This is a genomic window from Pseudovibrio sp. Ad37 (assembly GCF_001623075.1).
GTDB lineage: Bacteria > Pseudomonadota > Alphaproteobacteria > Rhizobiales > Stappiaceae > Pseudovibrio.
The window spans coordinates 1-22153 of the sequence record NZ_LMCF01000028.1 but is presented as its reverse complement, the minus strand read 5'-3'; the positions used below and the strand labels follow the sequence as shown (position 1 = coordinate 22153).

At 51.4% G+C, this 22153-nt stretch carries 18 protein-coding genes; 11 read left to right on the top strand and 7 right to left on the bottom strand.

Translation table 11 applies throughout. The annotated features are described in order from the left end of the window. Positions 1 to 40 precede the first annotated feature (40 nt). A complete protein-coding gene (locus PsAD37_RS08615; RefSeq protein WP_063295794.1) occupies positions 41 to 1063 on the bottom strand; it encodes an ABC transporter substrate-binding protein in 1023 nt (340 codons plus the stop codon). A 313-nt stretch (positions 1064 to 1376) separates the two neighbouring features. Here PsAD37_RS08615 and PsAD37_RS08610 point away from each other — a divergent pair, with 313 nt between their 5' ends. Continuing rightward, positions 1377 to 2150, top strand: coding sequence for a response regulator (locus tag PsAD37_RS08610; RefSeq protein ID WP_063295793.1), 774 nt, complete (start codon positions 1377 to 1379; stop codon positions 2148 to 2150). Further along, positions 2147 to 4744, top strand: coding sequence for an ATP-binding protein (locus PsAD37_RS08605; RefSeq protein ID WP_063295792.1), 2598 nt, complete (start codon positions 2147 to 2149; stop codon positions 4742 to 4744). The genes PsAD37_RS08610 and PsAD37_RS08605 overlap by 4 nt, the downstream gene beginning before the upstream one ends. 255 nt (positions 4745 to 4999) lie before the next feature. Here the strand turns inward: PsAD37_RS08605 and PsAD37_RS08600 are convergent, their stop codons facing one another. The 4 genes from PsAD37_RS08600 to PsAD37_RS08585 all read right to left on the bottom strand — a co-directional run bounded on the left by PsAD37_RS08600 (position 5000) and on the right by PsAD37_RS08585 (position 8838). After that, positions 5000 to 6190 (bottom strand): NnrS family protein, encoded by a 1191-nt coding sequence (locus PsAD37_RS08600; RefSeq protein WP_063295791.1) that lies wholly within the window; start codon positions 6188 to 6190, stop codon positions 5000 to 5002. Then, entirely contained in the window at positions 6187 to 6999 is an 813-nt protein-coding gene (locus PsAD37_RS08595; RefSeq protein ID WP_063295790.1) for an ABC transporter ATP-binding protein, read from the bottom strand. The genes PsAD37_RS08600 and PsAD37_RS08595 overlap by 4 nt, the downstream gene beginning before the upstream one ends. After that, complete coding sequence (locus PsAD37_RS08590) at positions 6989 to 7744, bottom strand: ABC transporter permease (RefSeq protein WP_208991778.1); 756 nt, start codon at positions 7742 to 7744, stop codon at positions 6989 to 6991. Before PsAD37_RS08590 ends, PsAD37_RS08595 begins: the two co-directional genes overlap by 11 nt. 104 nt (positions 7745 to 7848) lie before the next feature. After that, positions 7849 to 8838, bottom strand: coding sequence for an ABC transporter substrate-binding protein (locus tag PsAD37_RS08585; protein ID WP_063295789.1), 990 nt, complete (start codon positions 8836 to 8838; stop codon positions 7849 to 7851). A 461-nt stretch (positions 8839 to 9299) separates the two neighbouring features. Here PsAD37_RS08585 and PsAD37_RS08580 point away from each other — a divergent pair, with 461 nt between their 5' ends. Continuing rightward, a complete protein-coding gene (locus PsAD37_RS08580; RefSeq protein ID WP_063293076.1) occupies positions 9300 to 9785 on the top strand; it encodes a DUF2478 domain-containing protein in 486 nt (161 codons plus the stop codon). Positions 9786 to 9859: 74 nt separating this feature from the next. Here PsAD37_RS08580 and PsAD37_RS08575 read toward each other — a convergent pair whose 3' ends face one another. Continuing rightward, positions 9860 to 10645, bottom strand: a complete 786-nt coding sequence (locus PsAD37_RS08575; protein ID WP_057462458.1) for a FadR/GntR family transcriptional regulator — start codon at positions 10643 to 10645, stop codon at positions 9860 to 9862. A 339-nt stretch (positions 10646 to 10984) separates the two neighbouring features. Between PsAD37_RS08575 and PsAD37_RS08570 the strand changes: the two genes are divergently transcribed. The 3 genes from PsAD37_RS08570 to dld all read left to right on the top strand — a co-directional run bounded on the left by PsAD37_RS08570 (position 10985) and on the right by dld (position 15913). Next, the gene (locus tag PsAD37_RS08570; protein WP_063295813.1) at positions 10985 to 12049 is read left to right on the top strand and encodes a TRAP transporter substrate-binding protein; all 1065 of its coding nucleotides are present in this window, start codon (positions 10985 to 10987) and stop codon (positions 12047 to 12049) included. Between the two features lie 102 nt (positions 12050 to 12151). After that, entirely contained in the window at positions 12152 to 14218 is a 2067-nt protein-coding gene (locus PsAD37_RS08565) for a TRAP transporter large permease subunit (RefSeq protein WP_063295788.1), read from the top strand. Between the two features lie 9 nt (positions 14219 to 14227). Continuing rightward, positions 14228 to 15913 (top strand): D-lactate dehydrogenase, encoded by a 1686-nt coding sequence (gene dld / locus PsAD37_RS08560; protein ID WP_063295787.1) that lies wholly within the window; start codon positions 14228 to 14230, stop codon positions 15911 to 15913. A gap of 27 nt (positions 15914 to 15940) precedes the next feature. Here the strand turns inward: dld and PsAD37_RS08555 are convergent, their stop codons facing one another. Continuing rightward, positions 15941 to 16939, bottom strand: a complete 999-nt coding sequence (locus tag PsAD37_RS08555; protein ID WP_063295786.1) for a LacI family DNA-binding transcriptional regulator — start codon at positions 16937 to 16939, stop codon at positions 15941 to 15943. A gap of 110 nt (positions 16940 to 17049) precedes the next feature. On the opposite strand from PsAD37_RS08555, the gene PsAD37_RS08550 reads away from it, so the two are divergent. The 5 genes from PsAD37_RS08550 (at position 17050) to PsAD37_RS08530 (ending at position 21819) form a co-directional block, all read left to right on the top strand. Beyond that, positions 17050 to 17580 carry a gluconokinase gene (locus PsAD37_RS08550; protein WP_063295785.1) on the top strand — a complete coding sequence of 177 codons (531 nt, stop codon included), beginning with the start codon at positions 17050 to 17052 and terminating at the stop codon, positions 17578 to 17580. Between the two features lie 41 nt (positions 17581 to 17621). Next, positions 17622 to 18641, top strand: a complete 1020-nt coding sequence (locus PsAD37_RS08545; protein ID WP_063295784.1) for a TRAP transporter substrate-binding protein — start codon at positions 17622 to 17624, stop codon at positions 18639 to 18641. A 77-nt stretch (positions 18642 to 18718) separates the two neighbouring features. Then, a complete protein-coding gene (locus PsAD37_RS08540; protein ID WP_063295783.1) occupies positions 18719 to 19258 on the top strand; it encodes a TRAP transporter small permease subunit in 540 nt (179 codons plus the stop codon). Continuing rightward, a complete protein-coding gene (locus tag PsAD37_RS08535; RefSeq protein ID WP_063295782.1) occupies positions 19255 to 20583 on the top strand; it encodes a TRAP transporter large permease subunit in 1329 nt (442 codons plus the stop codon). Before PsAD37_RS08540 ends, PsAD37_RS08535 begins: the two co-directional genes overlap by 4 nt. A gap of 618 nt (positions 20584 to 21201) precedes the next feature. Further along, positions 21202 to 21819, top strand: coding sequence for an imm11 family protein (locus PsAD37_RS08530; protein ID WP_063295781.1), 618 nt, complete (start codon positions 21202 to 21204; stop codon positions 21817 to 21819). Positions 21820 to 22153 lie beyond the last annotated feature (334 nt).

Below are 22153 nucleotides of genomic sequence, written 5' to 3'. Positions count from 1 at the left end.
GCGGACAGAGAATAAGTCCGCCCTTCAACGCTCGATTTACTTAGTGAGAAGCGTTTTTAACTTCTTCGTTCCAGCGCTTCAGCAGGCGCTCACGAGTGGAACGCTCACCATATGTTGCAAAATCGTAGTCGATCAGCTTGATGCTTGCCAGATCTGGGGACTCAGGAGCAACGGATGCTTTGGAGTTGGAAGGAACCTGGAAGGACTTCACTTCAATAGAGCGGGACTGAACTTCTGGACGCAGAGCGTATTCTACAAACTGTTTTGCCAGCTCAGGGTGCTTTGCACCTTTGATCACGCTCACAGCGCCAACTTCGTAACCAGTACCTTCACATGGCGCCACGATCTTCAGCGGGAAACCGGAACCTGCCAGCTTAACCATGTCATGCATGAAGCCGATAGAGATGGTGGTTTCACCGCGAGCAGCAGCTTTACTTGGTGCCGAACCAGATTTTGTGTACTGGTTCACGTTCTTGCCGATTTCAGTCAGCAAACGGTAGGCTTCATCTTCACCGAACAGCTGAACGAAGGTTGCCAGCTCAGTGTAAGCAGTGCCGGAGCTGTTCGGGTTCGCAACCTGAATTTCGCCGGTGTACGCAGGGTTTGTGAGGTCTTTCCAGCAAGCTGGAGCAGGCAGGCCGCGTTCTTCCAGAACTTCAGCGTTATACGCAATGCCAAGTGCGCCAGCGTAGATGCCAACAGTGCCGCCGTTTGAGATTTTGTGCATGTTGGATGCCCAACCCAACAGGTCGCTGGTATCAACGCCTGGATCCTGTGTCAGGCCCTCAAATGCTGCGATCAGGTGTGGATCGCCAGTACCGCCCCACCATACGTCAATCTTAGGGTTGCTTGCTTCTGCACGTACCTGAGCGAGTGTTTCGCCAGTGCTTTTGCGAACCATCAGAACTTCATTACCGGTTTCATCCTCAAAACCGCGTGCCATCAGCTCACACCAGTCCTGCTCAGCACCGCAGACCATGTTGAGTTCTTCAGCAGAAGCTGTTGCTGGAAGTGCAGCAAGAAGGCCAACAGCAGCAAGACCACCTAAAAGAGCGTTTTTCATTATCTTCTCCCAAGTCTAAACGCATGTAGGTGTAACAACTTACAAGTACACCCACATAATCCCATAACTTGATTAGAAAATTACATGAAACATCACAGGAGTGCTTATGATTTACAGTTAAGTATGTTCCTATTTAGCAGATATATATTTTAAATGTTACATTTATTACAGAAATGAGTTACATATGAAATATTAGAATTATTGATGACAAGGCACTTTCCCGTGCATTGTCGCCGCAATCTGAAGAAAATCAAAAACGACCTCCAAGTATGCGTCTGGGAGCATGGTACGGGTTGCGAGGAAGGTTACTTAAATGACCGAGAGTTGGGATGGGTCACCCTCAAAGGTAGCTGTCGTTGATGACGACCCGGCTATTCGCGAGGTCTTGCAGGAACTGCTGCATGAATACGGGTTTCAGGCACTGCCATGCCACGGAAGCAAAGAGCTTATCGCGCTCAAAGAGCTGGAAAACCTTGATCTGGCAATCATAGATTTGAAGTTGGATGGTGAAAGCGGCATGATGCTCGCTCAACGCCTGCGAACATCCTACGATTTTCCTATCATCCTACTCACCGGCACAGGTGATGAAGTAGACAAGATCGTCGGACTGGAAACGGGTGCTGATGATTTTCTGATGAAGCCTTTTAATCCGCGCGAACTGATCGCTCGCATTCGTGCCGTTCTGCGCCGTTACAAGCGCAACGTTCCTGCAGAACCGGAGCCCACAGTCGCGCTCGCTGCACCTCAAGCTCCCAGCGCTGGGATCATTCCTCTCGGTGAACTCTCTTTCATCTGCGATGAGCGGCGGTTGCTGGACAAGAACCTACGGGAAATTAGCCTGACCAATTCTGAGTTGCGCCTACTGGAGTTTCTCATAGAGAATCCGAACCGCCCGATTGATCGCGTAGAACTGCTGGAGTATTTGGGGGGCGATCTTTCCCGCTATATGGACCGCACCGTCGATGTTTTGATCCTGCGTTTGCGCCGGAAGATTGAGGCCAATCCATCCAAGCCGGTCTTCTTGCAGACCCGCCGCGGCAAAGGCTATGTCTTCGCACTGGATGAAGCCGCTGTAGATCTGCCATGACCCTTCTACCCCAACGCTTGAAAGCTCTGCTTTCCATCAAAACACGTTTGCTGGCAGCCATCACGCTGCTGACTTTTGCAACACTGTTTGCAGGATCGATCGCTTGGTATTGGCTGGACCAAGCCAACGTGAAACTCGTTGGGCACTACCAAAAAACCATTGAAGCAATCGCAAGCTCACTCCAACTGGCTAATAAATCGGCAGGTCTGGTGAGTTCAGCTCCCTTCATCCTGAATCTTTCCTCGGTCTATCAGATCGAGAATGAAGGCTCTCGCTTGCTTGTTGAGCTGAGTAAGGCAGAACAGCAATATCGAGACAATTTCCCACTTGCACGGCAACAGGGCAGTCTCGGGCGTTTTCTGCCGCAAGTGCAGCAAAACCTCTCGCTCATGCGCTCTCAGGTGGCTGTGCTGGTCAACGCAGCCCAGCAAATCAGCGAGTCTGAGGATCGGGTCCGCACCCTGCTTGTTGATCTCACTAAGATGGAGCGCCTCGCAGTCAAGAACTCCTCTACGTTCTACCAGAATGTAGACGAACGTGAGGCGTGGCAGGGGATTGGACAAGCAGCTAATCTGCTGATTTCCGCAGCTCATGTGACCGATTTCCTCAGTCTGGGCGAGCTGCGTCGCCGCTATCATCTGCAGATGGTCGAGCTGGAAGGCGTATCAGCCCCTGAGGTTCAGGAGGCTGTTGAAGTTCTGAAGACAATAGCAGAGGACAACGCGGGCCTTTACGCTATTCGCCATCTGGCAATGGCAGGACAGCTGGAAGCTCGCAACGCGCTTTTCAAAATCAAATCCAGCGCGCAAATGATCAACCAGCTGGTGGCTGAATTTGTACGTCTGTCCGGCAACGAAATCGCCAAACAACGGCAGGAAACATCCTCCTACATCTCTAGCGCACAGCTTGTTGTTCTGCTCACAGGCATCGCAAGTATTCTGCTGGCTTTAATGTCGGCACACTACATCGCCGGATATGTAACCAAAAACATCAACCGCATCTCCCACGCCATGTCCAGTCTGGCAAAGGGCAATCACACCACCGTACTCCCACGTCCTGCACGGCAGGATGATGAGATCACGCGGTTGTTGCACTCTTTCCGCATTTTCCGCGCCAACTCCATTCGGTTGCGCCGCATTTATGGCCAGTTACAGCGTAAGACAGAGCTGTTCGAGACCACCTTTAACTGCATTGCTGAAGGGCTGGTTCTGACCAACGATGCCCATGATATGACAGCCTGGAACCCGCGGCTGGCAGAAACGCTTCGCATCAGTGAGGCAGAGATCGATACGGCCAAAGACATTCGTGTGCTCATCCAGAACTCAGGGTTCAGATGGAAGGATGAAAACGTCCGCCCACATGGCACGCGCTTTCGCTTTGCAGAACTGATAGATGATGACGGAATCCTGATCGAAGTGCGCAAAAGCCCGCTACCTGAAGGTGGCGCAGTCTGGTCATTTTCTGATGCAACGGACCGTCGCTTTGTTCAGGAACAGGCGCAACAAAAACAAAAGCTGGAAAGCCTTGGGCAGCTGACGGGTGAAGTGGCCCATGACTTCAACAACATCCTGACCAGCATCTCTGGCTGTGTCGGAATAATTGAGCGTAAAAGCTCCAAACTCATTGATCTGAAAGGCAACATCCAGCGCATTCACAGCGCGGTAGAGATGGCCACCAACCTGACACAGCGCTTGCTTGCCTTCGCCCGCAAACAGCACCTTGAACCAGAGGTCGTTGAGATCAACCATCTCATTGAGAGTGTGGCTGAGATCATTTCCTTGAGCATCGATGAACGGATTGTCCTGACGACAGATTTACCGGAGGACGCAACCTATGTGCGCATCGATCCCGGTCAGCTGGAAAGCGCAATGCTGAACCTTTGCATCAATAGCTCCCATGCCATTTCAGATGCAGGCACCATCTCTATTCATGTCGTCGTCAATGGGTCAGAGAGCGTTTCCATCAGTGTGACTGATGACGGATGCGGCATGGATCAGGAAACGCTGGAACGCGTTTACGAACCTTTCTTCACCACCCGCCACACGTCTGCAGGGTCTGGACTTGGGTTGAGCATGGTGTTTGGTTTTATCAAGCAATCCGGCGGGGAAATGGGCATCACCAGCGAGAAGGAAGAGGGGACAACAGTGACCCTCGTCATTCCGCAGGCACCGCTGGAAGATCTGGCACCCACCACCGCGATTACGTTTGACCAGCCTCGCCGCATTCTAGTGGTTGAGGATGATCTACAAACCCTGTTGCGCGCCAAGACCATGCTGAAAGAGATGGGGCTCATCTGTATCGAGGCCAACAGCTACGGCTCCGCTAAAGTGCTCATTGAGAACGGAACCAAGTTCGACATTCTCTTCACAGATGTTCAGCTTGAAGATGGCAAAATCGGATGGGATCTGGCTGAAGCCAGCATCAAAGCCTGCGCAGACCAAAAAGTGGTCGTCACCTCTGGTCGTTTCCCCAAAGCACTGGAACCACAAACACAAAGTCTAGAGCGAATCACACGACTGGCTAAGCCTTACAGCAAGGAGCAACTGGCAGAAGCTTTGCTCAGCCAGATAAAGCAGTTTGAGGCTGCTGACTAGGGCTATGCATCAGTGCCTGTTCTCTGCCCAAAGCGCATCAATAAATTGGTGTTGATCACAACCTGCATGACAAGCCTGCGAGAGAGCATAACACCGAGCATCATGGCAAAACTCTCTGTCTTTCATACTGCAGCCCTTGCCAGCTGATACTGCGTCGCCGCACTCAGGCGCAAAGGCATTTGAAACAGGACCTTCAGAAAGGTCGGTTTTCTTCGGTTCAAACAATCTCGATAAAGAAAGCATAGTCAGTTGCCTTTATTTTACGAAGTTTTCGCGGAGAACCACGGGCAGGAAGTGGATCAGGTATAGAGTGAAAGCGAGCGCAAACAGGCTCCAGGCCAGTGATATTACATCCAGATCTGGGAGAAGCAGTGGGCCGAGCGAACGGACCAGACAAGCACTTATGAGGGAGAGGATCGCGGCTCCAAGCAGCTTGGAAAGCTTCAGCGAGTACCCCGCATGCCGCAGACCCGCGATGGTCAAAACCATAAAGGTCGCCAGAGATAAACCGCCGATGAAGATCATATGCTGACCAGAAACATAAGAGCCAGCTGACAGCAGTCCAAGCAATCCGCCAGCCTCCAAGGCAAAGCCAACTCCAAAGAACCAGTAAACCAGATAAAGCGCTTTTGCGAAGGAAGTTCGTAAAGCGCCAGCCATATGCCAGTCCTGCAGGATGTTGAGCACTGCACAGGCAGACGCCAGCGCCAGCCATCCTTGCAACGCATCAGAAACACCCAGCACCTTGGCAAGAGTAAACGCAGAGATGCAGAACAGCGCTGCACGCCTCATTGGTGGGCGCGGAACAAAAACGGCGCCATCATCTCGCGTGGACAAAGCATCATTCACAATCACCATGGAAACAGGTGCAAGCGCGGTAAGGACCATCAGGACAAACGCCCCCTCCGCAATCGCAAGCCCCTGATTAAGAACGCCAATCTGCGTGTACTCCCAAAAGCAAACAAGCTGCGCCACGCAAAGCAGAAGCACCGGCCACATGAGATGGCGCATCTTGGCACGCCAGAGCCTTGGTAAAATCACAACCAGTAGTGCAGCAGGAAGGAGAGCCTGAACCACAAAGACAACAGTTGGCGAAAGCACGCCAAGCATCCAGAAAGCAACGCGGCCCGCCAGCCAAAGCGCGCCAAGCCCCGCCAATTGTGCGCCTGCAATTTTTGGTGTGTTTGACCAGGATGGGACAGCAGTGGTCAAAAAGCCTGCCATCGCACCCGTGAAAAAGCCAAAGAACATCTCATACTGATGGAAGAGCAGAGGATCTGCATCCAGTGGCACTGGCAACACATCAGCAAGCACAAGCCCCCATACGACGATGGAGAACACCGCATAAAGCGCTGACAGCGGAAAGAAGACGCGAAACCCTTCAGAAAACACCGGAGCATCAAAAAAAGAAACCTGTTGTGCAGGCACATGGGAAAGCTCAGTCATACGAGTTGCTCCCAATTGCTCATGTTGAACAGCTGCGCAATCCGATCATCTGCCAGCAAGCTCGCCTCAAGTTCCAAAAGGTTTTGACGCGTACGCTCGGAGCGAGCCAGTGGCACTTCATATTCCTTGGCAAAATGACCCGGATCCGGCGCCATGACCAAAACACGGTCACTCAAAGCCAAAGCCTCTGTCACATCGTGAGTGACCATCAGAACGGAACACTGTTTCTTATCAACTTCATGCAACACCAACCGGTAAAGATCGCGGCGGCGGCCAATGTCGAGAGCGCTAAACGGCTCATCTAAAAACAGCAGATCAGGTTCTACCGCGAGCGCACGTGCTAACGCTCCACGCTGACGCATGCCACCGGAGAGCTCTGAGGGATACTTGATCAGATCATCCTCAGTGAAACCCATGGCATAAGCGACGGCACGTGCTTTCTTCATACGCTGGAACTTGGAGAGCTTTTGGCCCTGAAGACCAAAGCTGATGTTGTTCAGAAGGCTCTTCCATGGCAACAACCGGTGTTCCTGAAACAGGATCGCCGTTCGATCTGCAGTGCTTGAGGTCTTCCCGGAACTTGCCTCAATCAACCCTGCTGCAATGCGTAGAAAAGTCGACTTCCCACATCCTGATGGGCCGATGATACTGACTACTTCGCCTTTTTTCAGCTCCAGCGCACTCGGTGCCAGTGTTTGCTGCAAAGGATGATAGAGGTGGTCTTCCACTGAGACAGATAAAACGGTTGGCTTTGTATCTGCTGCGCCACTTGGCACGACGGAGAGCAGGGGAGCTGCATCATTCAGCATGCTTCCAACCCTCCACATAATCTTTCACCGGGTTGAGCAACGTACCTTCGATGACCAACAACAGCCCAACAACCACAACAATCCACGCCATGGTGGATGCTGTATCGATGTTGACGCGCGCTTCCGCAAGGCCAGCGCCAATACCGCGCGTGCTGGAGAGAAGCTCTGCCATCACCACAACTTTCCAGCTCAACCCCAACGCTGTTGCCCATGCCGGAAAGAGGTAGGAGACGATTTGCGGTGCCTGCACCTGCCAGAACCGCTGAACCAGCGGCACATGAAAACTCTGCGCCATCTCATCCAGCTCCTTCTCCCGCATCCGCACGCCTTGTAGAGCGCCTGCGAAAATGAGCGGGATCGTTGAGATGAACACTGTAAAGATCGGCGTGCCGTCATCGCCGCCAAACCACAGCAGCGCAAGCACGATCCATGCAATCGGCGGCACCCCAAGAGCCACGGTAATAAACGGCTTACAGAGTAGCGACAGTGTGTTGGACCAACCGGCTATCAGGCCAAAGAAAATACCAAAAGCGCTGGCAAGCAGAAAGCCAGCAAAGGCCCGCTTGGCAGTGATCAGAATGTATTCGAGCCCGGATGGCAAAGCGACAAGATCCACCAACCGGCTCAATGCTTCCAATGGCGCAGGCAACACCAAAGACCCGAAGGTCTCAAAACCGACTTGCCAGAGCGCGAAAATGAGAAATACCCCCGCCAGAGTGCCCCAACCACTCCAAAGTTTACTCATTAACGTCGATAGCATGTGATGGATCATCAGGTATTTCTCGTTGTGTGTTGGGCTCAGCAGATCAGGTGACCGTAACCTTTGCGCAGCCTGCCAAGCCTGCTTCGCTACAGATAGAAGTCTGCGTTCGGCAATTTTCCGCCAATGATGGATGGGTTCTTTTCCGCCAGAATGGAGTAGAACTGCTCCAACTCGGCCTGAATGTCTTTGGCACGCTCTGCTGTTAGATGCGTATGCGGAATGGACTTGGCGATCACAGGCGCAGGAAGCGTGATGCTTTCAGATGCAACAGCCGCCGCTTCCTTGGGGTTTGCCTTCACCCACTCAGTGCCGGTGACACAGGCTTTGTGGAAGCCTTCAATCAGCTCTGGCTGCGCATTGAGAAGATCTTCATGCACCATCATACCTGCCATCGGGAAGCGACCTTCGCCGCCCGTCACAGACGCCCATTCACTGGCCAAATCGATAGAACGATGGATCGACTTACCCATCTTTTTGCCTTTGACCATACCCGCTGTCGCAGCCGGCTCTGGCAGAACGCAATGCTTGATACGACCTGAGAGCAGAAGCTGTAATGCTTCAAACGGGGTGCTGACATAGTGCAAGGAATAGTCTTTGCCCTCAGTCAGCCCGTTTTGTTGCATGACGCGACCAAACACCAGATCCGGCATATCATTTCGAAAGAACATGCCGATCTTCTCACCGGCCAGATCCGCAGGGGACTTCACAGAACCATCATAGCTGAGCACATAAAGCATGCCCCAGGTCATGATGTTCAGCATATTCACGGGAAGGCCTTTGTTGGCAAGGTTCGCGGCAACATAAGACGGGGTGCCCGCCAATTTCCAGTCACCGGAAACGAAACCAGCGCGCAGGACATCTGGTGACTTGTAAACGGAGAAATCTACTTTCTCTGTAAAGTCAGAGAGCAAGCCTTTGTTGGCAATGTAAGACAACACGACAGATGGCCCCACTGGCGGACCATGCAGAGCCAGCGCCGGATTTGCCGCTTGTGCCACGAATGGCAGCGTACTACCCAGAGATGCTGCAGCAGTAAACACTGCAGTGTGCGAAAGAAAAGAACGACGTGTGATCATTTTTGAGTTTCCATCGAAACGAGATAGAAAGCGAACAGCTCGCAAATGCGAATGAATTGCAACTACTGTAGATCACGAACATTCCTTCGCTTATTTGACAAAAGTCAATAACCTGAAGATTAAACTCATATTAAGGCAATTTAGCCTACAAAATCCCACTTAGAGCCTCCAAGATGCGCAGGAGCATTGCGCGACTATTTCATAGTTTCCCTGAATTTTAAGTTCAAAGCACAAAGCTATCAAGGGGATGAGCTTGCTCATGTAGGGTAGGCTCAAAGATACCCAAACTGCACGAAATCAAGTTAACCTCTCTTGCGGTAAATGCGCAAAAACACATTCCTCATAATAATTGTGCGCATTCGCCGCAGGGGTAACCTTGCGTAGATCAAACCAGTATTATTACAGTTTGATATGAGAGTTTTCACATAGCTGAAAAAACAGAAGCGCAAGGAAGACCCCAGATGAGAATTGCTTACACCCTACCAAAAGGGAAACTGGTGCTGACAGAGCTTTCCGAGAAACTTCGGGAAAACGGCATACGGACTTGCGGTATCGTGCAGGCAGATACGGTCAACGAAGATCGCCATCGCTGCGACATGGACGTTCTGGTCCTGCCAAACGGACCACAGATTTCCATCACACAATCCCTTGGCAAGGAGTCTTCCGGCTGCCGATTAGACACATCAGCCCTCGCGCAAGCTGCAGGCGAAGTTACTCAGCGGATCGACGAGCCGTTTGACGTGTTCATCCTGAACAAGTTTGGTGAGCAGGAAGCCAATGGCAGCGGTTTTCGTGATTTGATTGTGAAAGCCCTGGAAAGCGGAGCATCTGTCCTTGTTGGTACCAACCACATCAACATCGATGCTTTTAAAGAATTCTCCGGTGGCATGGCAGAGTTCGTAGAACCAAACGTTGCTGATCTCACCGCTTGGGTTGAAAATCGCTAGGCACTGATAATATGGATCATTCGCTACGGCGTATGCGAATGATCCTCTCTATTCCCAATACGTAAGAGTGGTAATTATTCTTCACCTCTTTGCAGCGCAAAGAGTTTTGAGGAAATAAGCTCACGGCGCTGTTGATCTTGTCCGAGGCGGAAAGACGTCTCCACGAAATCAATGTGCCGGTGCGCGGCCTCTTCAGCCTTTGCGCCATTTCGCGTAAAGATAGCCCTGCCGATCTCCTCGTGCTGCTCTAACAACTGTTCCCCAGTCCCATCAATCGAGCGCAAGAACTCGCGATTATAGAAGACACCCTTCTGCGTCAGCTCATAGATGGAAGACATCATATGAATAAGCATGGCATTGTGACCTGCATCCACAATCGCCAAATGGAACGCGATATCATTCTTCTTTGAAGCAATATCGTCACCATTGGCCTGTGCTTCCCGCAGGTTTACGAGAATAGCCTCAAGTCGCTCAAGATCCAGTTTGGTTGCACGCTCAGCAGCCAGACGAGCTGCAAACCCCTCCTGAACGCGCCGATATTCAAGGTAGTCATAAAAAGCCGTCTGATTGCGGCTGATCAGATTGATCAAGGCAGGGCTCATAGCTGCACTGATAAGAGGCGCTATGAACGATCCTTCACCGTGACGGATAGCAATGAGATTGGAATCTTCCAGTCGCTTCAGCGCTTCACGAACCTTCGGACGAGAGACACCCATACGCTCGGAAATATCTCTTTCAGAGGGTAACTTCGTCCCCTCTTTCAGCACGCCGGCCAAAATGAGTCCCTCAATCTGCTCAGTTACAGAATCCACCACTGTATCGTGGTCGATAGGCTCAAAAAGATAATCTACAGACACCATTTTACACTTCCTGCCGGTCACAATTCCAATATTGGTCGATTTTATTTTCCAATTCAAGGGGAAGAGCGCCGAGAGCCACAATATTGATATATCAAAGCATGTATTACGCACTAATACGTTGTTTTACAGCGAATTTTCTATCCCTTAGGTATGCAAACCCAATAACCCTACGCATCCACACCATTAGTATTTGCCCGCATGTCAAGCCCGAAAAACGGCTAAAACGGCAAAATATATTTCTTGATTTATTTTAGAGGTCAATATTATTTACCATTAGCCAGCTGCTTGGGAGGACAGCGCAAAAGCGCGTTTAGCAGCCGAATGCCATTTGGAGGAAACATGAAAAAATCTGTCTTAAGCCTTGCTCTCGCCGCCTCTGTAGCTGCCTCGGTGCTCGCAGCTCCTATCGCAAACGCAGCCGATAAGCTGCTGCTGAAGACACCAATTGCCTTCTCTACCTCTCTGCCAGGTTTGGGAAGCCCAATTCCTCGGGTCGCTGAACAGCTGAAGCTGATGTCTGGCGGCTCCATCAAAATGAAGGTGTATGAGCCGGGCAAGCTGGTTCCACCATTTGAAATTCTCGACGCTGTTTCTTCAGGCAAAATCAATTCCGGCTACACAACGGCTGGCTATTGGGCTGGTAAAATTCCTGCAGCTCCACTGTTCTCAGCCGTTCCTTTTGGCCCGGAAGCTGGTGAATACGCGGCTTGGCTCTACTACGGCAACGGCCTGTCTCTGTATCAGGAAATGTACGATCAGGCTGGCTACAACGTAAAAGTTCTGCCATGTGCGATCATCGCTCCAGAGACATCCGGCTGGTTCGCTAAGGAGATCAACTCTCCTGAAGACCTGAAGGGCCTGAAAATGCGCTTCTTCGGCCTTGGCGGTAAAGTCATGCAGAAGCTCGGCGTTGCAACATCCCTGCTGCCAGGTGGTGAAATCTTCCCGGCGCTTGAGAAAGGCGCAATTGACGCGACCGAATTCTCCATGCCTGCCATTGACGCACGCCTCGGCTTCCACAAACTGGTAAAGTATAACTACTTCCCAGGTTGGCATCAGCAGGCCACCGTCTTCGAATTGCTGATCAACAAAGACGTATGGAACAAAGCAAGCGACACCCACAAAGCGATCATCGAGAACGCATGTAAGGCATCTGTCACCGACAGTTTTGCTGAAGGTGAAGCAATCCAGCACGAAGCTCTGCTCGACAACGTCAACAACAACGGCGTTCAGATCAAGCAGTGGTCTCCTGAAATGCTCGACGTGTTCCGTTCAACATGGAACGACGTTGCTCAGGAAGAAGCTGCAAACGATGCATTCTTCGCAAAGGTTCTGACTGACCTCAACCAGTTCCGCGATAACTACAAAATCTGGAAAGAAAACGCGTTCCTGCCGCGTAAGTAATAAAAACTTGGGAGCGGCTTTTCTTTGCCGCTCCCATTTCTACTATTGGCCTCAGCCTTCCAGACCAGATAGTTGCGGCGTTGACCTGCAAGAGTGAATGCTATGATACAAAATCCTCAGGACACTTCAGATCCAATTGAGCTCTTTGAAGAAATTCTCGAGCACGAAGACACTGACAAACAACCCATAGCCGTTGCACTGGATCACTTTGTAAAAGGCGTTGGCCACGTTGTAATGTGGGCCAACCTGCTACTGATCCTTGCAATCGTCACTCAGGTAACAATGCGTTATCTGTTTAACTACAACTTCCCTAAGCTTGATGAACTTCAGTGGCATATCTACGGTCTGGTGACCATGGTGGGCATCTCCTACGCACTGGTTACAGACAGTCATGTACGTGTGGATCTGCTGCACATGCAGCTGAGCCCGCGGACACAGCGCTTCATTGAAATCATCGGCATTTCTGCGCTTTTAGTTCCTTTCATCTACCTCATGGTGGATCAGGGCTACGACTATTTCTACGACAGTTTCCGCGTGAGTGAACGCTCCTCCAGTCCTACTGGCTTGCCTGCGCGTTGGGCACTCAAAGCAGTCATCCCGCTAAGCTTTGTTTTGCTGGGAATTGCAGCACTCGCCCGCCTTATTCACGACGTTCACGCAATCTGGGTCAACAGTGAGAGCGAGCGTAAAGGCAAGGGCATCCGCCTGATCCTCCTCGCATTCCTTGGCTTTGCTATTGTTGCTTACGGTTTGTCTTTCCTCGTCGAGACCACCGAAGAGAAACTCGTCATCGCGATGTTCCTGAGCTTCATCGCGCTGCTCTTTTCCGGTTACCCTGTTGCATGGGTTCTGGCAGGCGTGGGCATTGCGTATTGCGGCTTAGCTTACCTGTTTGACAACGACTACATGGTCTGGACCGGCCTTGAGAGCACTTTCACCGGCCTCGACTACCTGACACTGGGCGCTACCGTAAACCGTGTTTATGCGACCATGTCCAACGCTGTTCTTGTCGCTCTACCTATGTTCATCTTCATGGGTCTGATGCTGGACGAAAGCGGCGTGGCCGAGCGCTTGATGACCTCCATGCAGAAGCTGTTCGGTACAATGCGTGGTGGTCTCGCAATCACAGTAACGCTCATCGGCATCATCCTTGCTGCCTCCACTGGTATCATCGGTGCTTCTGTTGTGCTGCTTGGTGTGCTGTCTCTCCCATCCATGATGCAACAAAAATACTCCAAGTCACTTGCGGCTGGCGTGGTCTCTGCCTCCGGGACATTGGGCATCCTCATTCCGCCTTCCATCATGCTGGTAATCATGGCAGACCAGATGGCACTGTCTGTTGGTGACCTGTTCATGGCGGCGGTGTTCCCTGGCGTCATCATCGGTATGCTCTACCTCGTGTACATCTTCGTGATTGCCCTGATCAAACGGGATGCGGCTCCAGTACCTAAAGGTGCGAAGGCACCAGACTGGCACGCCATCAAAGACGTAATGATTGCAGCGCTGCCAACCTTGCTGCTGATCCTTGCCGTGCTGGGTTCTATCTTCGCTGGCCTGACCACACCAACGGAAGCTTCCGGAATCGGCGCGCTGGGTGCGACTGTGCTGGCCCTCGGCTATCGCAAGCTCACATTCCGCAAGTTGGTCAACGTTCTGAAGTCCACCTTCAACACTACCGCTTACATCTTCGCCATTTTCCTCGGCGCGACCATCTTTTCCTATGTGCTGCGTGAGATGGGTGGAGATGCGCTGATCGAGGAGATGGTGGCTTCCACTGGCTTTGGTGCTAACGGAACAGTTCTGTTCATCCTGTTCATCGTGTTCCTGCTCGGCTTCGTACTGGACTGGATCGAGATCACCCTGATTGTGCTGCCGCTAATGCGTCCGATCATCAATGGCCTTGGTCTCGACATCGGTGGCTACGGCGTGATTGATGAGCCTGCACTGATCTGGTTCGTAATCCTTGTGGCAGTCACCCTGCAAACCTCGTTCCTGACACCGCCCGTAGGCTTCGCCTTGTTCTACCTGAAAGGTGTGTGCCCGCCGGAGATCAAGCTGATGGACATCTATCGCGGTATCATCCCGTTCGTGCTGCTGCAGTTGCTGGGCCTGATGCTGGTGTACTTCCTGCCTCCATTGGTCACATGGCTGCCATCCGTCGCCTATTAGGATGCCGAGATGAACAACGCAGACCTGATCAAGCAATTTGAAGGTATCGTTGGCATTCGCCACGTTCTCAGCGACCCAAAAAAGACAGAGCGGTTCCGTAAAGGGTTCCGCTCTGGAGAAGGGGAGGCGATTGCAGTTGTGCGTCCCGGCACACTGTTGGAGCAATGGAAGATACTGGAAGCCTGTGTTGCAGCAGACAAGATCGTCATCATGCAAGCTGCGAACACAGGACTGACGGAAGGCTCTACGCCCAAGGGAACGTATGAGCGCGATGTGGTGCTCATCAACACCAACCGGATGACACAGATTCAGGCTCTGGACGACGGCAAGCAAATCATCAGCTTTCCCGGCTCTATTTTGTTTGATCTGGAGAAAATGCTGGCTCCACTGGGCCGCCAGCCACACTCGGTCATCGGCTCGTCCTGCATTGGTGCCTCCATCATTGGCGGTGTATGCAATAACTCTGGCGGATCGCTCATTGAGCGCGGCCCGTGCTACACCGAGCTTTCTCTGTTCGCTCAGCTCAATGCGGATGGTGAGCTGGTTCTCGTCAACCATCTCGGGATTGAACTTGGCAACTCAGCTGAGGAAATCCTGAGCAATCTGGAAAGTGGCAATTACGCTCCAACCGATGTGAACGACACCAACCAGAAAGCATCGGATAGCGAATACCACAGCCGTGTTCGCGATGTAGATGCTGCCACACCAGCGCGTTTTAATGCGGATAAACGCCGTCTTTATGAGGCCAGCGGCTGCGCAGGTAAGCTTGGCGTGTTTGCTGTTCGTCTGGATACGTTCCCCAAAGCAGGTGCTGAAAAGACTTTCTACATAGGCACCAATGATCCGGCAGAGCTGACTGAACTGCGCCGCCATATCCTGTCACATTTTGAGAACCTTCCGGTTTCAGCGGAGTACATGCACCGCGAAGCCTATGACATCTCAGAGAAGTACGGCAAAGACACCGTCGTCATGATCAACCACCTCGGTACAGATCGCCTGCCAACTTTCTTTGCTCTGAAGGGGGCGGTGGATGCTTACCTGAACAAGGTCAACTTTCTCCCAAAGAACCTGACGGACCGCTTCATGCAAGTGCTTGCGAAGGTCTGGCCGAACGTTCTGCCAACACGTATGAGGCAGTACCGCAGAGATTATGAGCATCACCTCATCCTGAAGATGAGCGATAAAGGCATTGATGAAGCGAGAACTTTCCTGAAGGACTTTTTTGCATCACGCTCAGGTGACTTCTTCGCCTGTGATGCGAAGGAGGGCAAGATGGCTGCGCTTCACCGCTTTGCTGCGGCAGGTGCTGCAATCCGGTACAAAGCGGTGCATGAAGATGCGGCGGAAGACATTCTTGCGCTGGACATCGCATTGCGCCGGGATGATCGCAGCTGGTTTGAGCAATTACCCGCACATATCGAAGACAAGCTGATCCACCGGCTCTATTACGGCCACTTCATGTGCCATGTGCTGCATCAGGATTACATCGTGAAAAAGGGCGTGGATGTAGCTACCCTCAAGCAAAAGATGCTTGACATTTTAGACACACGCGGCGCTGAATATCCGGCGGAACACAATGTCGGACACATCTATAAAGCGAAACCGGATCTGGTCGAGTTCTATAAGTCCATAGACCCGACAAACAGCTTCAATCCGGGTCTTGGCAAAACATCCCGCTGCAAACACTACCACTGATTAAAAAGCCAGAGTGACCACTCTGGCTTATGTTCTTTTTGTGCTTTCGCGTGCGGAGATTGTGTAGCTCAAATCAACAATCGGAGTTGAAGGTGCGCCTTCTTCGCCAATCACCATCGCACCGGCAAGACGACCAATCTCTCGCAGCGGAGTGGTCACCGAGGTGATGCTTGGGACGGTTTCTGATGAGATGCCCAAATCATTGAAACCGCAAATGCCAAGCTCTTCAGGAACCTTGATACCCCGGCGCTGGCATTCAAACAGCACGCCGACAGACAAGTCATCATTGTTGCAAAAGACAGCATCGCACTCAGGAAACTGCGAGGTGAGCTTATCCAGCAATGTTGCACCCAGCCGCACGTTGGAGGGTTTGTTCGTTACCGCGATACACTGCTCCCGCAATTCCCCATTGTCGCTGATCGCTTTCTTGAAGCCAGCCAGACGTTTCAGGGAGCGTGGATCCATCTGCGCACCAATGAAACCGATGTTTTTATAACCCGAATCGATCAGATGTTGCGTTGCTGTCTCTGCGGCCTGATCATGCGAGAAACCGACAATCATATCGATTGGTTTCGGGCTAATGTCCATAATCTGCACGACAGGAACGCCCGCATTCTCAAGCATTTGCCGGGTTTCGTCAGTTTGTTCAAGACCAGAAATTATTACGCCGGAGGGAGTAGGATTCAGGAATGATCGCAGGATGCGCTCTTCTTCCTGCGAATCATAGTTGGTGTAGCCGATCTGCATATTGAAGCGCGACCCGTGCAATGCATCACTGATGCCACCAAGCACGTCAGTGAACACGTTGTTCGAGATGGAAGGGACCATGACCACGATGGAACTGGACTTATTTGACGCAAGAGTAGAAGCAGACTGGTTTGGCACATAGCCAAGTTTTTTCACAGCAATTTCAACTTTCGCGCGCAATGTCTCAGACACCTTTTCCGGTGAGCGAAGTGCGCGGGAAACTGTGATTGCGCTAACGCCAGCTTCTCGTCCAACATCTACAAGCGTTGGTTTTGGCATCAAAAAATACTCCCTATTCCTGAGCGCCTTTGTAGATATTTCAGATACCTCTTGCAAAATGATTGCGCAATCATTTATGATCAAATTCTCTTAGGAGGAAAATTAGGGCCGTGGAAGACTATAAAAAATCAGTATTTGTCGTCATGGGTGTTTGTGGCGTCGGCAAAACTTCAGTGGCACGCTCTTTGGCTACGTGTTTACCGGCGACCTATGTCGAGGCCGATGATTTTCATCCTGAAGGCAATATTGAAGCAATGGGCCGGGGGCATCCGCTAACGGATGACATGCGCCGACCTTGGCTGAATGATCTTTCGCAAGCGATCGTTGACTTAAACAAACAAGAAGCAACACCTGCTGTTGTTGTTGCGTGTTCCGCCCTTAAGCGGTCTTACCGTGACATCATCCGCACTTATTTGCCTCATGCCTGTTTTATCTTCCTTTCAGGATCAAAAGATATCATTCGTGAAAGAATGCTCAACCGGCAGGATCATTTCATGCCACTTGAGCTGCTAGACAGCCAGTTAGAAATCCTGCAGCCTCCGTCTTTAGACGAGCTGCACATCAACGTCGACGTGAGTGGCGCTAAAACTGACATCATCAATCAAATTTTGCACCAAATCATGCCGGAAACTGTGGCCTAAGGCCGCCAACATCGAATACTCTTCAGGGAGGTACTGTGAGTATGAAGTTTTTGAAATTTGCAGCTGCAGCAGTGATTGCAGCATCCACTGCCACAACGGCACTTGCAGCAGATTATTCTCTGCGTTTCCAGTCATCTGACCCAGCTGGCAACCCAAACTTTGAACTTCAGCAGGCTTGGGCAGCACGTGTTGGCGTTCTTACCAACGACCGCGTTAATATTGAAATGCTGCCAGTTGGCACCATCGTTCAGCACACTGAAACTCAGGATGCTGTTGCAGCAGGCATCATTGACGGTCACATCACTGACACCTCTTACTTCACCGGTAAAGATGCAGCCTTCGGTCTGATCGCAAACCCGGTTGGTGCATACGGTTCTCCATCCGAAATGCTCAACTTCATGGAGTACGGCGGCGGCAAGCAGCTGATGAACGAACTGCTGAACCCATATGGTCTTCAGTTCATCGGCGCGAGCACTCCGGGGCTCGAAGCCTTTATCTCCAAAGTTCCTCTGGACGGCGTTGATGACCTGAAGGGTCTGAAAATGCGTGCACCAGAAGGTCTGGTACAGAACGTATTCGCTGCAGCAGGCGCAGCACCTGTGAACCTGCCTGGTTCTGAAGTGTTCACCGCGCTGGATAAAGGCGTGATCGACGCAGCAGACTACACAGTGTTCTCAACCAACCACCAGCAGGGCATGCACGCTGTAGCAGGTCATCCGGTGTATCCAGGCTTCCACTCCATGCCATTGGTTGAAGTTTCCATGAATAAAGAAACATGGGACGGCATGCCAGCCGACATTCAGGCAATCCTGGAAATGTCTGTGCGTGATTACGCACGTGACATTACTGCTCAACTATCCATGCGTGATGCTGTTGCAGTGGCAGAAGCTATTGCAGATCCAAACATCACCGTTCACAATTGGTCTGCAGAAGAGCGTGCTAAGTTCCGTGCAATTGCACGCTCTCAGTGGGAAAAAGTTGCTGCGAAATCTGATAACGCAAAACGCGTTTACGCGGTACTGTCTGCTTACCTGAAAGAGCAGGGTCTGCTTGCTCAGTAAGCTGATTTAAATCGCGTGAAACATACCGGACCGTCAAATTCCCCGACGGTTCGGTACCTAGCGGGGAGGCAGGGTGAATGTCAGATCACGAAGAAAAAGACGCTGGCCAAAGAGCCATACCTGAAGCGGGTCTGTTCGGGCGCATAATAGCAAAACTCAGCACACTCTTTTCACTTGCAATCGTATCGTCTGCGGCAATTCTGATTTTTGAAGTCGCAATGCGGTATCTGTTTAATTCACCAACCATTTGGGCCCACGAAACCGTCATCTTCCTGACGGCGACAACATTCCTGTTTGGTGGTCTTTACTGCGCATCGACAAACAAACACATCCGTGTGGTTCTGATTTACGATGCACTCTCTCCCGAGCTTCGGCGTGTCTTTAACGTTGCTATCTCCATTGCCTGTGCACTCGCCAGCGCCTTGTTCTCCTGGGCAGGCTGGCTCGTTGTAAAACGCGCAATCTGGACACCCGCCGGCGATTTCCGTCTGGAGACCTCCGGCTCTGCATGGAACCCGCCAACACCAGGTCTGCTAAAGCTGTTCTTGCTTGGTATCCTTATTCTCATGTGCCTGCAATTTGCAATTCTGGCCGTCAACTACGCTAAGAAAAAATGACCGATTTACTCGTCCTGATCCCGGATTTTAAAGCTCTGGGCATCGAGCTGGCTACGGTTCTGATGTTCGGCTCATTGCTTCTGCTGCTGCTGACGGGCATGCCTCTTGCTTTCGTCACACTGCTTGTTGCTCTCATTTTCGCACTGGGCTGGTTCGGCCCAGGCGCTGTGCCGCTGATCGTCAGCCGCATCTTCAGCTTTGTGAATTCCTTCGTTTTTGTCTCCGTTCCCATGTTTGTGCTCATGGCCGCGATCCTGGATCGATCGGGCATAGCCAAGGACCTGTTTGACGCCATGCGCCTCGTTGGCGGGCGTCTGCGCGGTGGCATCGCCATCCAGACGCTTCTCGTGGCTGTTGTTTTGGCGGCCATGTCCGGCATCATCGGTGGTGAAGTTGTTCTGCTTGGAGTGATCGCCCTGCCGCAAATGCTGCGTCTTGGCTACGACCGCAAACTTGCGATTGGTGTATGCTGTGCAGGTGGCGCTCTGGGTACAATGATCCCGCCATCCATCGTACTCATCATTTATGGCCTGACCGCCAGTGTCTCCATCGGCGACCTTTTCACGGCAGCGTTCTTCCCGGGCCTGATGCTAGCAGGCATGTACGCAGCGTATATTCTGATCCGCGCCTATTCCAACCCTGAAGTCGCGCCAATACCAGAAGCTGGCGAGATCCCAATCGCTGAAAAAATGCGCCTCCTGAAAGGCTTGTTTCTTCCGATCCTCGTTGTGGTGTTCGTTCTTGGCTCTATCTATGGCGGCATCGCGAGTGTGACTGAGGCTTCTGCCATCGGTGTGCTCGGCGTAACCATCTCAACCATCATCCGCCGCGAGTTCTCTGTCAGCCTCATCATGGGGGCAGCTAAGCAGACCTTATCAACTGTTGGTATGATCGTTTGGATTGGAGTAGGGGCCTCTGCACTGGTCGGCGTGTTCAACTTGATGGGTGGTATCCGCTTTGTTCAGGCGCTGATCACAGGTATCTCCGACGATCCAACCGTCGTGATCCTGTTCATGATGCTCATCCTGTTCGTGCTTGGCATGTTCCTGGATTGGGTTGGCATCGCACTGCTTACCATGCCGATCTTCGTGCCAATCGTCTCACAGCTTGGTTACGATCCAATCTGGTTCGGCGTTGTCTTTGCCATGAACATGCAGGTCAGCTTCCTGTCGCCACCATTCGGACCCGCAGCCTTCTACCTGAAGAGTGTGGCACCGCCCGATATAAGTCTGGGCGAAATCTTCAGAGCACTGCTGCCTTTCATCATGATCCAGATCGCAGCCGTCGCCCTGCTGATCATCTTCCCCGGCATCGCAGTCAGCTAACAACAATAACCACACTGAAAAAAGAGCCTGCGGCCACCACCGCAGGCTCTTTTACTGTTTAAGCCTATGTGCTTCTGGCAGTGACCCACTGCTGCACAATCTTTATCTGCCCTCTCAGCTGCTGCTCTGGCGGTCTTTGTGTTTGGTCTAATTGTTCACTCTTAATCTAGTGATCATGGCCAAAACATTCCTTTACTCAAATCAACCGAGCTGCCCAAAAGGCTTCGATGGGGAACAATCGATCAGATTTTTATTGGAATAACGCGATGAGCAGGATGTTGAACAAGTCCTCCAAAGAACGCTGAGTGGTATTGATTCATTAAAATTACATGGAATTTATCTTCTTGACACACTCAGAGCCCACGCCGATCAATAGTTAATTGAACATAAATTAGGCGTGCTCGGATTCGTCATTTAGATGAGGAGAAGCAGGAAAATTCTTATTCTGAATTTGGTATTCAGTGAGACACAGCTCACCTACTTTTACATCGTGTTGCAAGGAATTCTCATCAGACTTTCACCTCTTGCTGATTGCTCGTGTAATCCGCGCGATTAATCACGAAGAGGTCATTCTTCATCAATTTCACAAGTTAAAACAGATATATGGAAGAGTTACTCATGCCATTTCACATTACAGGCGGCAAGCAGCCCGGCACTGATGACAGTACAACATCATTTGATGCGCTTAATGGAGATGAGGACACAATCCGCCTGGTTGATCCAGCCCCTGATGGGGGAGCTTTGGTTATGACAGGGGATATGGAAGCAGGCCGCCCCATCTTACCTGATCATGTGCCGACCAAACTGGAACGCCTAAACGGTTCAATCAAAACCCGGCCATTACTCGATTTTAACAGGTGGAATGGAATTACCCTCGTCCCTCAAGCATTCAAGGATATTCTTGAAGAGCTGGAGCCCAACACGCATCAGTTTTTCCCGATGGAGTATTTTGAAGGGTCGAGCAAGATTGGAGAAGGGTATCTCTTCATCTTTTGTAAGCGCCTGGACACGCTGCACGATACAGCCTGCTGGCCAGAGCGAGATGACCAAGGCTTCATTCGCCGTCCTCCACGCGGTGAGAAGGTAAAGATTGTCTTTTCGAAAGAGAAGATCGCAGGCCATCACGCTTGGGTCGACAAATTTAATATGGGTCGCCGTATCTCTGATGAGTTTGCTGCCCGGTTGCAGGCACTGAACCTTACCGGTCTGAACTACGATCCAATGCAGGTTGCTTAAAATAGATTTCGGGACATTTACAATTATGACTAACTTTAAAGATTTAAAACGCCCGGATTTGAGCGATCTGTCTGGTTTTGGTGATGTGACAGGAAATGGTTTCCAAGGAGCGCACGTTCATGGAAAGGCGAGGCTCGCCCCTGACCTAAAATGGCTTTTCAAGCATATGAACAGTGGCCTGCCGATTGCTGAACATTTGGATGTTAATGAGCCTCCCCCTTTGAAGTGGTCCACGCCTATAGTTAGGAAACCGGAGGACCATAGATGGCTATCAAGCGCCCCAAACCTGAAGATATTGTTGTGAAGTTACGGCAGGTTGAAGTTCTGATGGGGC

Coding starts and splice junctions, on each gene's coding strand:
- PsAD37_RS08615 (WP_063295794.1), bottom strand. CDS start 1,063: ATGAAAAACGCTCTTTTAGGTGGTCTTGCTGCTGTTGGCCTTCTTGCT.
- PsAD37_RS08610 (WP_063295793.1), top strand. CDS start 1,377: ATGACCGAGAGTTGGGATGGGTCACCCTCAAAGGTAGCTGTCGTTGAT.
- PsAD37_RS08605 (WP_063295792.1), top strand. CDS start 2,147: ATGACCCTTCTACCCCAACGCTTGAAAGCTCTGCTTTCCATCAAAACA.
- PsAD37_RS08600 (WP_063295791.1), bottom strand. CDS start 6,190: ATGACTGAGCTTTCCCATGTGCCTGCACAACAGGTTTCTTTTTTTGAT.
- PsAD37_RS08595 (WP_063295790.1), bottom strand. CDS start 6,999: ATGCTGAATGATGCAGCTCCCCTGCTCTCCGTCGTGCCAAGTGGCGCA.
- PsAD37_RS08590 (WP_208991778.1), bottom strand. CDS start 7,744: ATGAGTAAACTTTGGAGTGGTTGGGGCACTCTGGCGGGGGTATTTCTC.
- PsAD37_RS08585 (WP_063295789.1), bottom strand. CDS start 8,838: ATGATCACACGTCGTTCTTTTCTTTCGCACACTGCAGTGTTTACTGCT.
- PsAD37_RS08580 (WP_063293076.1), top strand. CDS start 9,300: ATGAGAATTGCTTACACCCTACCAAAAGGGAAACTGGTGCTGACAGAG.
- PsAD37_RS08575 (WP_057462458.1), bottom strand. CDS start 10,645: ATGGTGTCTGTAGATTATCTTTTTGAGCCTATCGACCACGATACAGTG.
- PsAD37_RS08570 (WP_063295813.1), top strand. CDS start 10,985: ATGAAAAAATCTGTCTTAAGCCTTGCTCTCGCCGCCTCTGTAGCTGCC.
- PsAD37_RS08565 (WP_063295788.1), top strand. CDS start 12,152: ATGATACAAAATCCTCAGGACACTTCAGATCCAATTGAGCTCTTTGAA.
- dld (WP_063295787.1), top strand. CDS start 14,228: ATGAACAACGCAGACCTGATCAAGCAATTTGAAGGTATCGTTGGCATT.
- PsAD37_RS08555 (WP_063295786.1), bottom strand. CDS start 16,939: ATGCCAAAACCAACGCTTGTAGATGTTGGACGAGAAGCTGGCGTTAGC.
- PsAD37_RS08545 (WP_063295784.1), top strand. CDS start 17,622: ATGAAGTTTTTGAAATTTGCAGCTGCAGCAGTGATTGCAGCATCCACT.
- PsAD37_RS08540 (WP_063295783.1), top strand. CDS start 18,719: ATGTCAGATCACGAAGAAAAAGACGCTGGCCAAAGAGCCATACCTGAA.
- PsAD37_RS08535 (WP_063295782.1), top strand. CDS start 19,255: ATGACCGATTTACTCGTCCTGATCCCGGATTTTAAAGCTCTGGGCATC.
- PsAD37_RS08530 (WP_063295781.1), top strand. CDS start 21,202: ATGCCATTTCACATTACAGGCGGCAAGCAGCCCGGCACTGATGACAGT.